Origin of the sequence: Streptomyces cylindrosporus (assembly GCF_022698165.1) — a bacterium.
GTDB lineage: Bacteria > Actinomycetota > Actinomycetes > Streptomycetales > Streptomycetaceae > Streptomyces > Streptomyces cylindrosporus.
Window position 1 is genome coordinate 307855 of sequence record NZ_JALDAY010000014.1, and the last position, 13955, is coordinate 321809.

12 protein-coding genes are annotated in these 13955 nt (G+C 71.1%); 4 read left to right on the forward strand and 8 right to left on the reverse strand.

All coding sequences use genetic code 11. The features are described from left to right. Positions 1-18: 18 nt before the first annotated feature. Positions 19-285 carry a DUF6343 family protein gene (locus MQP27_RS40260; RefSeq protein ID WP_242774848.1) on the forward strand — a complete coding sequence of 89 codons (267 nt, stop codon included), beginning with the start codon at positions 19-21 and terminating at the stop codon, positions 283-285. Between the two features lie 10 nt (positions 286-295). Here MQP27_RS40260 and MQP27_RS40265 read toward each other — a convergent pair whose 3' ends face one another. From MQP27_RS40265 to rpsA, 5 genes are all read right to left on the reverse strand, one after another. Then, entirely contained in the window at positions 296-682 is a 387-nt protein-coding gene (locus tag MQP27_RS40265; protein WP_242774850.1) for a tetratricopeptide repeat protein, read from the reverse strand. Between the two features lie 50 nt (positions 683-732). After that, the gene (gene coaE, locus MQP27_RS40270) at positions 733-1362 is read right to left on the reverse strand and encodes a dephospho-CoA kinase (RefSeq protein WP_242774852.1); all 630 of its coding nucleotides are present in this window, start codon (positions 1360-1362) and stop codon (positions 733-735) included. 45 nt (positions 1363-1407) lie between these two features. Next, positions 1408-2346 carry a PAC2 family protein gene (locus MQP27_RS40275; protein WP_242774854.1) on the reverse strand — a complete coding sequence of 313 codons (939 nt, stop codon included), beginning with the start codon at positions 2344-2346 and terminating at the stop codon, positions 1408-1410. 114 nt (positions 2347-2460) lie between these two features. Further along, the gene (locus tag MQP27_RS40280; protein WP_372511432.1) at positions 2461-3987 is read right to left on the reverse strand and encodes a flavin monoamine oxidase family protein; all 1527 of its coding nucleotides are present in this window, start codon (positions 3985-3987) and stop codon (positions 2461-2463) included. A gap of 346 nt (positions 3988-4333) precedes the next feature. Then, positions 4334-5830 (reverse strand): 30S ribosomal protein S1, encoded by a 1497-nt coding sequence (gene rpsA, locus MQP27_RS40285; protein WP_242774858.1) that lies wholly within the window; start codon positions 5828-5830, stop codon positions 4334-4336. Between the two features lie 316 nt (positions 5831-6146). On the opposite strand from rpsA, the gene MQP27_RS40290 reads away from it, so the two are divergent. Together MQP27_RS40290 and hrpB are read left to right on the forward strand one after the other, a co-directional pair. Next, entirely contained in the window at positions 6147-7022 is an 876-nt protein-coding gene (locus tag MQP27_RS40290; protein ID WP_242774860.1) for a class I SAM-dependent methyltransferase, read from the forward strand. A 4-nt stretch (positions 7023-7026) separates the two neighbouring features. Next, positions 7027-9510, forward strand: coding sequence for an ATP-dependent helicase HrpB (hrpB, locus tag MQP27_RS40295; protein ID WP_242774862.1), 2484 nt, complete (start codon positions 7027-7029; stop codon positions 9508-9510). Here hrpB and pgfA read toward each other — a convergent pair. The 3 genes from pgfA to MQP27_RS40310 all read right to left on the reverse strand — a co-directional run bounded on the left by pgfA (position 9500) and on the right by MQP27_RS40310 (position 12523). Then, entirely contained in the window at positions 9500-10492 is a 993-nt protein-coding gene (gene pgfA / locus MQP27_RS40300; protein WP_242774864.1) for a cell envelope lipid trafficking protein PgfA, read from the reverse strand. The two genes, hrpB and pgfA, sit on opposite strands and share 11 nt — an antisense overlap. A 21-nt stretch (positions 10493-10513) precedes the next feature. Further along, complete coding sequence (locus MQP27_RS40305) at positions 10514-10648, reverse strand: SPW_0924 family protein (RefSeq protein WP_242774867.1); 135 nt, start codon at positions 10646-10648, stop codon at positions 10514-10516. Between the two features lie 171 nt (positions 10649-10819). Continuing rightward, complete coding sequence (locus MQP27_RS40310) at positions 10820-12523, reverse strand: lytic transglycosylase domain-containing protein (protein WP_242774870.1); 1704 nt, start codon at positions 12521-12523, stop codon at positions 10820-10822. A gap of 296 nt (positions 12524-12819) precedes the next feature. Between MQP27_RS40310 and MQP27_RS40315 the strand changes: the two genes are divergently transcribed. After that, positions 12820-13692: a DUF4184 family protein gene (locus tag MQP27_RS40315; protein WP_242774872.1), complete on the forward strand. Its 873-nt coding sequence runs from the start codon at positions 12820-12822 to the stop codon at positions 13690-13692. Positions 13693-13955 lie beyond the last annotated feature (263 nt).

Genomic DNA, 13955 nt, shown 5'->3' on the forward strand with positions numbered 1-13955 from the left:
AGGAGTAGTGATCAGACGATGCGTACGGGCAGTGAGCCGACGACCGCGCGCAGTGCGCTGCGGGCGCGGTTCTGGCTGAGCGTGTGGGGGCTGGTCTGGTCGGTCTTCGGTACGGCGGCCTTCGCGCTGGCCGGGCGCCCGGGCTGGGCGGCGGCCTGCGGGGTGCTGTGGCTGGTGGTCACCGTCGACATGACCGTGATCCTCCACCACATCCGCCAGGGCCCGCACTACCAGCCGGGCCCGGACATCCCCCCGTACCGGCCCCCGGAGAACCCGCCCCGCTAGGTCGAAGGGCTCACGCCGACTCGTCGAACCGTGCCGCCTTCAGGTACTGCGGGTTGGGGTCCAGCGCTGCGGCGAGTCTGAAGTGCCGCTTGGCCTGTTCTCGTCGGCCCTGGCGCTCGTAGGTGCGGGCGAGCGCGAAGTGGGCGAAGGAGTTGTCCGGCTCGCGCTCCAGGACGATCGTGAACTCCAGCTCCGCGGGCCGCAGTTGGGCGGCGGCGAAGAAGGCACGCGCGCGCAGCAGCCGGGCGGCGGTGTTCTCGGGGTGCGCGGCGATGACTGAGTCGAGCAGCTTCACCGCGCCCCGCGGGTCCCGTGCGTTGAGCAGATGCTCGGCGGCACGGAAGTCGATGACATGCGTCTCCGGAGTACGTCCGGTCGAACCGCTGGTCTCGGGCACGGCAGAGTCCTTCCCTCACTGGAAGGGTTCAACGCGCTCGAAAGCGCCTGCTATTCCTGGGGCTGCCGGGACGAGTCCCCGGTTTCCCGCGCTCTGCGCACCAGCTCGGCCCAGACCTCCTTCACCCGGCGCTCCAGCTCCTCCAGCGGTACGTCGTTGTCGATGACGATGTCCGCGATGGCCCGGCGCTGCTCCCGGGTCGCCTGCGCCGCCATGCGCGCACGTGCGTCGGCCTCGGTCATGCCGCGCAGCCGCACGAGGCGGTCGAGCTGGGTCTCGGGGGCCGCGTCGACGACGATCACCAGGTCGTAGAGCCCGGCGAGGCCGTTCTCGGCGAGCAGCGGCACGTCGTGGATGACGACCGCGTCCTCGGCAGCGGCCTGTTCCAGCTCCCGGGAGCGCGCGCCGACCAGGGGGTGCACGATCGAGTTCAGCACGGCGAGCTTCTCGGGGTCGGCGAAGACGATGGACCCGAGCTTCGGCCGGTCGAGGGTGCCGTCGGCGGCGAGCACGTCCTCGCCGAAGGCCTCCACGACGGCGGCGAGCCCGGGAGTCCCGGGCTCGACGACCTCGCGTGCGATGCGGTCCGCGTCGATCAGCACGGCCCCGCTCGCCACGAGCAGCCGCGACACCTCACTCTTACCGGCACCGATGCCCCCGGTCAGGCCCACCTTCAGCATGTCCCGAAGCCTACGGCCCGCCTCTGACAACGCGCCCCTCAGGAGTCAGTTGTCTCCCTCGCGCTCCGCCAGGAACTTCTCGAACTCCAGGCCGATCTCGTCCGCCGACGGGATGTCGACGGGCTCGGCGAGCATGTTGCCCCGGCTCTCGGCGCCCGCGACGGCGTCGTACTGGTTCTCCAGGCCGGAGACGAGCGAGGTGAGCTCCTCGTCGCCCTCCTGGATCTGCCGGTCGATCTCGGTCTGTGTACGGTGCGCGTCCGTGCGCAGCGAGTGCGCGATGCCCGGCAGCACAAGGCCGGTGGCGGCCGTGATGGCCTCCAGGACGGTCAGCGCGGCGTCCGGGTACGGGGAGCGGGCGATGTAGTGCGGCACGTGCGCGGCGACGCCCAGGACGTCGTGCCCGGCCTGCATGAGGCGGTACTCGACGAGCGACTCGGCGCTGCCGGGGACCTGGGCCTCGTCGAAGGGGCTGCGGTGGCCCGGGACGAGGTCGGTGCGGTTGCCGTGCGGGGTGAGGCCGACCGGGCGGGTGTGCGGGACGCCCATCGGGATGCCGTGGAAGTTCACGGCCAGGCGTACGCCGAGCCGCTCCACGATCTGCTCGACGGCCTTCGCGAAGCGCTCCCACTCCACGTCCGGCTCCGGCCCCGACAGCAGCAGGAAGGGCGCCCCGGTGGCGTCCTGGACGAGCCGCACGTCGATGGTGGGCTCCTCGTAGTCGGTCCACTCGTCGCGCTTGAACGTCAGCAGCGGGCGGCGGGCGCGGTAGTCCACGAGCCGGTCGTGGTCGAAGCGGGCGACGACCTGGTGGGGCAGCGAGTCGAGCAGCCGGTCGACGATCTGGTCGCCGGTCTCGCCCGCGTCGATGTATCCGTCGAAGTGGTAGAGCATGACCAGTCCGGCCGACTCCTGGGCCAGCGCCATGTCGACGACGGCAAGCCCCTTCGGCTCCCATGCGTACAAACCCTGCGGATCAAGCACAGTGACCGCTCCTCCTCGTGTTCGTACTGCACAACGCGCCTCGGGACACGGGCATTCCCGCCCGTGCCCCTGATCAGGCCTCTTCTTACGGCCTTTTCATGACGCCGGTGGCGCTCACGACGCCATCACGCGCGCGTGCAGCGCACTCACCGCCTTCCGCGCCGACGAGAACGCCCCGTGCTGCCAGGCGTCCGTGTAGCTGAGCCAGTCACCGGCGAACCAGACGCGTCCGGTGGGCTCGTTGAGCGGCTTGTAGCGGGCGTCGTCGGGTCCGCCGGGGGTGTCGTGCCAGGCGGCCTCCAGGTGGGGCGTCTGGCGCCAGTGGTGGGAGAAGGAGGACGCGAGCTCGCTGCGGTACTTCTCGCCGTAGATCTTCACCCCGGCGGCCACCGCCCGCTGCTCACGCTGTTTCGGGGTCAGCTTCGCGTAGGAGTCGGCGTTGTCGTCGTAGTTGTAGTACCCGATGAGGACGCCCCGCTCACCGTGGAAGCCGTACGACGGATGCCAGATGTGCGTGACGTCCTGGTCGGTCTCGGTGATCCCGCCGTAGATGTTGTGGTCGAGCTCCCACCACCGCGACCGGTACTCCAGCCCTATCTTGGCCGCGGACGAGGGCGTGATCGCCTCCAGTGCGGACTGCACGCCGGTGCCGAGGTTGTGCGGCACCTTGGCGAGGATGTTGGGCGGCAGGGCGGCGACGCAGTAGTCGGCGTCGATCACCTTGGTGCGGCCGCCCTGGGTGTAGGTGACCGACACGCCGCTCCCCTTGTCGGTGATCCTGGAGACGACGGCACCCGTGTGGATCCGCCGGGCTCCGATCGCCCTGGTCAGCGCCTTGGGGATCTGGTCCATCCCGCCGACCGGCTGGAACATCAGCATGGCCTGGTCGAAGCCGAACTCGAAGGAGAAGTAGCGTCCGACGCCGCTCGCGAACACCTGGGAGGCGGTCGGCACGTCTCCGAGCAGCACACCCGGTGTTCCGGCGGCGGCGGGGACCGTCGTGTATCCCCGCCGCTCCCCGCCCTCGTACGTCAGCTTGTCCCCGAGCTCGCCCCAGTCCTCCAGAAAGGCCACCAGCCGCTCCTGGTCGTCGGCCGTCAGCTCCTTGTCGAGCGCGCCCTTGTCGGTGGCCTTGGCCAGCAGCTCCGAGACGTAGCCGTATACATCGGCCTTCGCGGTCCGGTACCGCACGGGCTTCGTCATCCCGGCGGACTCGTTGTAGATGTACGCGTCGGCGTTGACGTTGGTGAACACCTCGATGGGGACGCCGAGTTCACGGCAGTAGTCGAGAGTGATCATCCACTGCGGGATCCGGGCCGGGCCGCAGTTCATGTAGTGCCCGTCGGCGAAGCGGGCGGTCTGGGTGTTCCCGTACAGGTCCGTCGTGGTGTCCCCGCCGCGCGCGGTGAAGTTGCGCCCGCCGGTCCGCCCTCTGGCTTCCAGGACCGTACAGTCGTAGCCGGCCTTGCCCAGTTCGTACGCGGTGGTGAGTCCCGCTATGCCACCGCCGACGATGACGACCTTGGCGGCGGCGCGCCCGGTGAGGCTGAAGTCGCCCGCGCCGGGCGCCCGGAAGGGTGCTTCGCGCTGCGCGGCCGCGGCGGTGGGGGCGAGGCCGAGGGCCCCCATGGTGGCGAACATGGCCCCGGCACCGCTGGTGAGTCCGACGTCGCGCAGGAACGACCGCCGGCTGGTTGTGGAGACGCGCTGAGTCTGTGCCATCTATCGGCTCCCCTTTTCCGATCACCGTTGACCGGGGGAGCCTCCCAATGAGCAGTTACGGCCCATCGGTTACTCGTGTATCCCGCACGTTTCTGCAATCTCGCCGGGACAACGACACCCTGAAGGGGCGCGGGGCTGTATCTGAAATGCGGCTCCGCCGCGTGGGCGCGACCAGCCCCCACCGGGCCCGCACCCGAAAACACTGAAGGGCCGCACCTCGAAAGGTGCAGCCCCTCAGCTACTGGCTAAGCCTCAGCGGCAGCGTTCAGCTCTGGCCGCCGGCCAGCTTCTCGCGCAGCGCGGCAAGCGCCTCGTCGGAGGCCAGCGCACCGGAGGTGTCCGCACCCTCGGAGGAGTACGAACCGCCACCCGCGGCCGGAGCCGCACCGGCGGCGTCGCCGCCCTCGGCGGCAGCGGCAGCGTCGGCCTCGCGGCTCTTGATGACCTGCTGCTGGTGCTGCTCGAAGCGCTGCTGCGCCTCGGCGTACTGGGTCTCCCACGCCTCGCGCTGGGTCTCGTAGCCCTCGAGCCAGTCGTTGGTCTCGGGGTCGAAGCCCTCGGGGTAGATGTAGTTGCCCTGGTCGTCGTACGACGCGGCCATGCCGTACAGCGTCGGGTCGAACTCGACCGAGGCCGGGTCGGCGCCGAAGGACTCGTTGGCCTGCTTCAGGGACAGCGAGATCCGGCGACGCTCCAGGTCGATGTCGATGACCTTGACGAAGATCTCGTCGTTGACCTGGACGACCTGCTCCGGGATCTCCACGTGGCGCTCGGCCAGCTCGGAGATGTGGACCAGACCCTCGATGCCCTCGTCCACGCGGACGAACGCACCGAACGGAACCAGCTTCGTGACCTTGCCGGGCACGACCTGGCCGATCTGGTGCGTGCGGGCGAACTGCTGCCACGGGTCTTCCTGGGTCGCCTTCAGCGACAGGGAGACGCGCTCGCGGTCCATGTCGACGTCGAGGACCTCGACCGTGACCTCCTGGCCGACCTCGACGACCTCGGAGGGGTGGTCGATGTGCTTCCAGGACAGCTCGGAGACGTGGACCAGACCGTCGACGCCGCCCAGGTCCACGAAGGCACCGAAGTTGACGATCGAGGAGACCACACCGGAGCGGACCTGACCCTTCTGGAGGGTCGTGAGGAACGTCTGGCGGACCTCGGACTGGGTCTGCTCCAGCCAGGCACGGCGGGACAGGACCACGTTGTTGCGGTTCTTGTCCAGCTCGATGATCTTCGCCTCGAGCTCCTTGCCCACGTAGGGCTGGAGGTCGCGGACGCGGCGCATCTCGACCAGGGAGGCCGGGAGGAAGCCGCGGAGGCCGATGTCGAGGATGAGACCACCCTTGACGACCTCGATGACGGTACCGGTGACGATGCCGTCCTCTTCCTTGATCTTCTCGATGGTGCCCCAGGCACGCTCGTACTGGGCGCGCTTCTTCGAGAGGATCAGGCGGCCTTCCTTGTCCTCCTTCTGGAGGACCAGGGCCTCGATCTCGTCGCCGACGGCCACGACCTCGTTCGGGTCGACGTCGTGCTTGATCGAGAGCTCGCGGCTCGGGATGACACCTTCGGTCTTGTAACCGATGTCGAGCAGGACCTCGTCCCGGTCGACCTTCACGATGACGCCGTCGACGATGTCGCCGTCGTTGAAGTACTTGATCGTCTCGTCGATCGCTGCGAGGAAGGCTTCCTCGTTACCGATGTCGTTGACCGCAACCTGCGGGGTGGTGGCGGTGGTCTCGGTGCTGCTCGTCATGTGGGAAAGGGCTCCGGTACGGACATTGAAGTCGTAGGTACTGCTTACGCCGGGAGCCCGTTTCGCTCTGAAGAAGCCGGACAGCCAAGGAAGCGCCACACAAAACCACTGGTGGCGCCTCGAAAACCGAGGGGACATACAACAGATGCGAGCGCAGCCTGCTACGTCTGAGGTGCGCAGGCCCGCAGCGCAACTTGTAGCATACGGGGGCAGCCGGACAGGGTCAATGCGCGAAGGCGCACACCCGGGGCGGATCGCCGCATACCCGGCACAAGAACTGTCTCTGGAGGCCACGCAGGCCTGAGACACCCCTTCCGTGACACCCCGTGGGCGTCGGGTTGGAGGGAAGAGTACGACGAGGGAGCCGATCATCCAAGAGCCCGTTTCCTCCGAGCCCGACTTCGAGCCGGAGGCCACCCGACGCGAGGCCGACGTCACCGAGAGCGCCCGGGCCAACCGCGGCTGGTGGGACCGGAACGCGGACGAGTACCAGGTCGAGCACGGCACCTTCCTCGGCGACGACCGCTTCGTGTGGGGCCCCGAGGGCCTCGACGAGGTGGAGGCCGAGCTGCTCGGCCCGCCCGAGGACCTCAAGGGCCGGGCGGTCCTGGAGATCGGCGCCGGCGCAGCCCAGTGCTCGCGCTGGCTGACCGCACAGGGCGCCCGCCCGGTCGCCCTGGACATCTCCCACCGCCAGCTCCAGCACGCCCTGCGCATCGGCGGAACGTTCCCCCTCGTCTGTGCCGACGCGGGCGCCCTCCCCTTCGCGGACGCCTCCTTCGACCTGGCCTGCTCGGCGTACGGCGCGCTGCCCTTCGTCGCCGACCCGGTCCAGGTCCTCCGCGAGGTGCGGCGGGTGCTGCGCCCCGGCGGCCGCTTCGTCTTCTCGGTGACGCACCCGATCCGCTGGGCCTTCCCGGACGAGCCGGGCCCCGAGGGCCTGTCGGTCTCGGCGTCCTACTTCGACCGCACGCCGTACGTCGAGCAGGACGAGGAAGGCCGCGCGGTCTACGTCGAGCACCACAGGACGGTCGGCGACCGCGTCCGGGACGTCGTGGCCTCGGGCTTCCGCCTGGTCGACCTGGTCGAGCCGGAGTGGCCGGCCTGGAACACCTCGGAGTGGGGCGGCTGGTCGCCGCTGCGCGGGAACCTGATCCCGGGCACGGCCATCTTCGTGTGCGTACGAGACTGAACATGTGATCCGTTACGACGCCCTGGACGCGCTGCCCGTACGCGGCGCCCTGCCCGCCCTGGACGACGCTCTGGAGGCGCACGGCACCGCGGTGCTGGTGGCCCCTCCGGGCACCGGCAAGACGACGCTGGTGCCGCTGGAGCTGGCCGGGCTGCTCGGGAACGGCCCGGCGCGGCGGGTTGTCGTCGCGGAGCCCCGCCGTATCGCCGCCCGTGCCGCGGCCCGGCGGATGGCGTGGCTGCTGGGCGAGAAGGTCGGCGCGAGCGTCGGCTACACGGTGCGCGGCGAGCGGGTCGTCGGGCGGCACGCGCGCGTGGAGGTCGTGACGACCGGTGTGCTGTTGCAGCGGCTGCAACGCGACCAGGAGCTGACCGGCGTCGACGTGGTCGTCCTCGACGAGTGCCACGAACGGCACCTGGACGCGGACACGACGGCCGCCTTCCTGTGGGACGTACGCGAGACGCTGCGGCCGGAGCTGCGGCTGGTGGCGGCGTCGGCGACCACGGACGCGGACGGCTGGGCCCGGCTGCTGGGCGGGGCGCCGGTGGTCGAGGCGGAGGGGGCCGCGTATCCGGTGGAGGTGATCTGGTCCCCGCCGGCCCGTCCGGTACGTCCGCCGCACGGCATGCGCGTGGACCCGGCGCTGCTCGCCCACGTGGCGTCGACGGTACGGCGGGCGCTGGCCGAGCGGGACGGGGACGTGCTGTGCTTCCTGCCCGGCGTGGGCGAGATCGCGCGCGTGGCGGGGCAGTTGGGGTCTCTGGACGGCGTGGACGTGCTCCAGGTGCACGGGAGGACGCCGGCGGCCGTGCAGGACGCGGTGCTGGCGCCGGGCGAACGGCGCCGGGTCGTGCTGGCCACCTCGGTGGCGGAGTCCTCGCTGACGGTGCCGGGCGTGCGGGTGGTCGTCGACTCCGGGCTGGCCCGGGAGCCACGTGTCGACCACGCGCGCGGGCTGAGCGCGCTGACGACGGTACGGGCCTCGCAGGCGGCCGGGCGGCAGCGGGCGGGGCGGGCCGGGCGTGAGGCACCGGGGGCGGTGTACCGCTGCTGGGCGGAGGCCGAGGACGCCCGTCTGCCGCGCTTTCCGGCGCCGGAGATAAAGGTGGCCGACCTGACGGCGTTCGCGCTCCAGACGGCGTGCTGGGGCGATCCGGACGCGACCGGGCTGGCGCTGCTGGATCCGCCGCCGGGCGGGGCGATGGCGGCGGCGCGGGCGGTACTGACGGCGATCGGTGCGGTGGACTCCGCCGGCCGGGCCACGGAACGCGGGCTGCGGCTGGCGCGACTGGGGCTGCATCCGCGGTTGGGCCGGGCGCTGCTGGACACGGCGGGCGAAGGCGCCGAGGTGGTCGCCCTGCTGTCGGAGGAGGCACCGCGTGAGTACGGGGACGACCTGGCGGCTGCTTTGCGGGCCGCTCGGCGTGGGGGCGACGCCTATGCGGGACGGTGGCGTGCGGAAGTGCGCAGGCTCCGGGCGAACGAAGAAGACGCGTCCGCGACACAGAACGCGGCCGACGACCGCACCATCGAGCTCGTCGCCGCGCTCGCCTTTCCCGAGCGGGTGGCCAAAGCCGACGGCGGGTCCTATCTCATGGCCTCCGGGACCCGTGCCGAGCTCGGTGAGGGCAGCCCTCTGCGCGGGGCCCCCTGGATCGCCGTCGCCGTCGCCGACCGGCCCGTCGGGAAGGGGCACGCGCGTGTGCAGCTTGCGAGTGTGATCGACGAGGACGTGGCCCGGCGTGCCGCCGCGTCCCTGTACTCCGAGGGCCAGGAGGTGCACTGGGCCGACGGGGACGTCGTCGCGCGGCGCGTGGAGCGGCTCGGGGCCATCGAGCTCGCCGTGCGCCCGTTGAGGGACGCCGACCCCGTACTCGTACGCGATGCGCTTCTTGAAGGGCTGCGGGAGGAGGGGCTCGGCCTGTTGCGGTGGTCGGCCGATGCCGTCGTACTGCGGCAGCGGCTCGCGTTTCTGCGGCTGCGCCTCGGGGAGCCCTGGCCCGATGTGTCCGACGACGCGCTCCACGCGCGCGTGGACGAGTGGCTGGAGCCGGAGCTGGGCCGGGCCCGACGGCGGGCGGACCTCGGGCGGATCGACGCCGGGCAGGCGCTGGCGCGGCTGCTGCCGTGGGCCTCGGGAGAGGCCGGGCGGCTCGACGAGCTGGCGCCGGAGCGGATCGTCGTGCCCAGTGGGTCCAGGATCCGGATCGACTACGGGGACCCCGAACAGCCCGTGCTGGCCGTGAAGTTGCAGGAGATGTTCGGGCTGCACGAGTCGCCCTCGGTGGCCGGGGGGCCGTTGCTGGTGCATCTGCTGTCCCCCGCCGGGCGGCCCGCCGCCGTGACCGCCGATCTCGCCTCCTTCTGGAAGGACGGATACAAGGGGGTGCGGGCGGAACTGCGGGGGCGGTATCCGAAGCATCCGTGGCCGGAGGACCCGGCGAGCGCCGAGCCGACCCGGTTCACCAACGCGCGGCTCAGGCGATGACCGGTTCCGGCGCCTCGGACTCGGCCGGTTCCGGGTCCGCCGGGCGCCGGCTGCGGGCCTCCAGCCAGAGGGAGAGGGCCAGCAGGAGGACACCGAGGAACAGGAAGCCCCAGGGGAGGTACGAGGTCATCAGCAGGACCAGCGTGCGGTTGGACTTGACCAGCGCGACCGTGTGCTTGATGTAGTCCTCGCGCATCTTCACGTGGCCGGCGAACGCCGTCACCTTGTCGCGGTCGCCGAGGAGGGTGCCGCCGCGCAGTTCCTCCTTGTGGATCTCCTCGCCGTAGACGGGGGCGCCGGTGACCGGCTCGACCCAGAACTTGCGGACCGTGGTGTACCAGCGGGTGGTGCCGGTCTTGGCGACCGACTCGGGGGTGATGCCCGCGACGGGCATGGTCTTGGGGAAGGGGACCTTGGTCCAGGGGATGGTCTGCTCGAAGTAGTAGACCTTCAGGCCGCGGAAGTCCTGGGTGCCCTTGTAGTGGATGGGGTTGGTGGTGCGGGTCTGCGCGTCGAAGTACTCGTAGTCCCGTTTCTGCGTCAGGAAGGGCCATTTGAACTCGATGCCGGTCCGCTTGACCGGGTCGCCGTCGACCATCTCGCCGGTCGCGTGGACCGGGGCCTGGCTGTGGGCGTCGAAGATGTAGCGCTCGGGGATCCGCGAGACCATCTTGCCGTCGGGGCCCTGGACGTAGGAGAGGCCGTCCCAGACGACGACGTCCCGGCCCGCGGTCTTCTCGATCTTCTTCGCGGCCTCCACGTTGCCCTTGAGGGTCTGCACGATGGTGACCTCGGGGACCGTGCGCGCCTTCATGGTGCCGTAGTCGAGGAGGGTCGCGTTCTTCGCCTCCAGGACCATGTCCTGGTACTGGTTGGCCGGGATCTTGGCCAGGCGCGGGAAGGCGTACCAGCGCAGCAGCGGGGACAGGGCCGCGAAGAACACGGCGAAGGCGAGCAGGACCAGACTGGCCTTGCGGCGCATCTCGGCCTCCCGGGCGGACGGCTACGGGTGTGCGGGGACCGTCGTGAGCAGCGGTTTCGGGGACGTCTTTCCGGCCGGCTGCCCCATCGCGGTGATGGTGAGGACGAACGCGAACGCGAGGGCGAGACCGGTCGCCGCGGCGATCAGGGCGCGCATGCCTGCCTCCCGACGGACTGGAACTGATACATCGTCAGGTCCGGCACCGTAGCAACGGGTGGGCGAGATGAGAACACGTCGCACACGACGGAGGCGCGCGCGGGACGGACGAAGGGCGCCCGCTCCGCCGTGGCGGACCGGGCGCCCTGTCGTGAAGGGGCTTGTTCTCTCTTACGAGGTGGCGCTCGCCGACGGGCTCGGGCTCGCCGAGGATGAGGCAGCCGCCGTCACCGTCAGCTGGACGTCGAGCGTGGCGCCGCCCGCGGTGGTGATGCGGAGCAGGAAGGTGCCGGCGGTGTCGTCGGCGTACAGCTTGGGCAGCGTGAGCACGCCGTTCGCGTCCGTCGTCAGACCCGTCAGGGTGCGTACGGTCTTGCCGTCGGCGTCCTTGAAGTAGGGGCCCTTGTCGTTCTCGGTCGCGTCGTCCGCCGACTTGATCAGGGTGGCGGTGGCCGCGACCTTGTCGGCGACGGCGCTCTTGTAGGTGGCCTTCACCTCGACCTGGTCGGCGAACTCGCCACCCGCGGTGCAGGTCAGCGCGGTGTCGCTGGTGCGGACGAGGGTGTCGGCGACGCGCTCGGTGACGGTGGCCGTGTAGTCGAGGCCGGTGATCGTGCGGCCCACGACGGTCGCGCGGACCTTGAAGTCACCGGTCTTCTCGCCGGCCTGGAGCGCGGGCGCGACAGCGGTGCCGGAGCTGTTGGTGACGACCGTGGCCACGCTCTCGCCGCCGGTGAAGGTGGCGTCGGTGTCGCCGACGATGGTGAAGCGGATGCGCACCTTGGCGACGGCCTTGCCGGCCTTGGTCTCGGCCTTGGTGCTGATCTTCTTGGTGAAGGCGTCGCCGGCCATCGCGGTGAGCTTGACGGTGCCCGCGTCCTCCAGGTGGTCCACCGTGTCAGTGGGCGTGGGCGTGGGCGACGGCGAGCTCGGCGTGGAGGGGCTGCCGCTGCTGCCCGGCGTGGGGCTCGGGGAACCGGTGCTCGGCGGGTTCTTGGACGGCTTCGACGACGGCTTGGAGCTGGTCTTCTGGCCGTCGTCGCTGCGGTTCGAGGGGACCGAGCCGGTGCCGTCCGGGATCTCGTGGGTGCCCTTGCGGTAGTACTCCAGCCACGACAGGACCGTGTTGAGGTAGTCCTGCGAGTTGTTGTAGCTGAGGATCGCGCTGTCGAGGCCGGACTGGGTGGACATGTCCCAGTTGTTGCGGCACAGGTAGTGGGCGGCGGCGAGGGCGGCGTCGTAGACGTTGTTGGGGTCCTTGACCCCGTCGCCGTTGCCGTCCCGGCCGGCCCAGGCCCAGGTGGACGGGATGAACTGCATGGGGCCGACGGCCTGGTCGTACGAGCTGTTGCCATCGTACTTGCCGCCGTCGGTGTCCTTGATGAGCGCGAAGCCGTTGCCGTCGAGCTGCGGGCCGAGGATCGGGGTGATCGTGGTGCCGTCGGCGTCGACCTGGCCGCCGCGGGCCTGGCCGGACTCGACCTTGCCGATGGCGGCGAGCAGTTGCCAGGGCAGGTTGCAGCCGGGCTTGGCCTCCCGCATGGCCTGCTCGGCCTTCTTGTAGGCGTCGAGGACGGTCGCGGGGATGCCGGACTCGGCGTCCCCCTGGGCGACCGGGGTGCCCGTGCTCGTGCTGGGCGAGGGGCTCGGGCTGTTCAGCGGCGGGAGGTCCGTGTAATAGGGGGAGTTGCCGGTGGCGGCGCCCGCGTCGGCGGTGGCCTCGGGCGTGGGCTGGGCGTCGGACGCGGACTGTCTGCCGTGGTCGTCCACGGTGACGCCGGGCGCCTGGGACGCGGACAGAGCCGCGACCGCGAGTGCCGCCACGGCGGTGGTCGCCGCTCCCTTGGCCAGCCTCCTGCCGAATTGCGCCGACATAGAGTGAACCCCTCCCGTGGACGCCCGAGCGCCCGTCTCTGTCTCTGTGCTCGCCCTGTTGTGACGATCGGTCTGCCTCGCCGGTTGCCCCGCCACGCCTTTCGATTTCCGTTCGACGCGTTCCCCGGCAGGGCGACCCAGGCGACCCTATGACAACTTCCTTTCCATGGGGACCCGTTCGCGCCCGGTTTTCACCAGTTGGCCATGTCCTGTTGCCCCATGGGTTCGCGCTCGTACGGGGCCCATACTGGACGGAATCGATCACCCCCGGCCAATCCACCGCGCGAGGAGCTCCGTTGCCGTTCACCCTGAGTCATGCGGCGGCCGTACTGCCCGCCGTACGCACTGACGGAACGGGCCGGGGGCGACTGGTTCCGGCCATGCTCGTCGCGGGTTCCTTCGCGCCCGACATGACCTATTACGCGGCGAGTGTCGTGCCCGGGGCGATGGAGTTCGGCGAGGTCACGCACTCCTTCCCCGGCGTCTTCACGGTCGACGTGGGGGTGGCCTGGGCGCTGGTGGGCCTGTGGCTGCTGCTCCGCGAACCCCTGCTGGCCCTGCTCCCCCGCACCTGGCAGCCCCGCCCGGCGGCCCTCCTCCACAGCGGCACGCCCCGAGCACGCGTGACACCGTCGCTGCTGACCCGCTGGTACGCCTCCGCGGCGCTGGGCGCGCTGACCCACGTGGTGTGGGACGCGTTCACGCACCACGACCGGTGGGGTGTGCGCCTCTTTCCGGTACTGGGGGAGGACTTCGGCGGCTCACCGCTGTTCTGGTACCTGCAGTACGGGAGCTCGGTGGCGGCGGCGCTGGTGATCGCCGGGTGGGTGGGGTGGGCGTTGCGGCGGGGCGTCGGGAGCACTGCGCCGGTGGCCGTGGTGGCGGCGGTTCCTGTGTTGTCCGTACGGGACCGGTGGTGGGCCGGGGTCGTGATCGGGGGGTGTGCCGGGGTCGCGGCGGTGGAGCGGGCGACGCGGTGGTGGGCCTACTGGGGCTCCACCGCGAAGCCGTACGAACTGATCCCGACGGTGTGCTTCGGCGCGGGCGCGGGCCTGGCACTGGGCCTGCTGCTCTACGGGGTGGGGGTACGGCTGTGGCGCCCTGCCCCGACGACGAAGCAGCCGGACCCGGTCAGCGCCGCCGGGCGGGGCGGTCCTGGGGGCCGGTGAGGGTGTCGGCGGTGGCGACGAAGACGGTGATGGCGCCGCGGGCACGACGGGCACGACGGGCCCGACGAGCACGGACGAGGAGCCCGGCGAGGTAGCTGCGCCCGAGGCCCACCCAGAGACGCCAGGCGGGTGGGTCGGCGGGGGTGGTGGGTGGTGGGGTGACGGGGCGGGGGGGGGCGGGGGGGGGGGGGGGGGGGGGGGGGACGGGGCCGGGCGGGTCGGGGAGGGGGGCGGGGGGGGGGGTGCCGGGGGGGGGGGGGGCG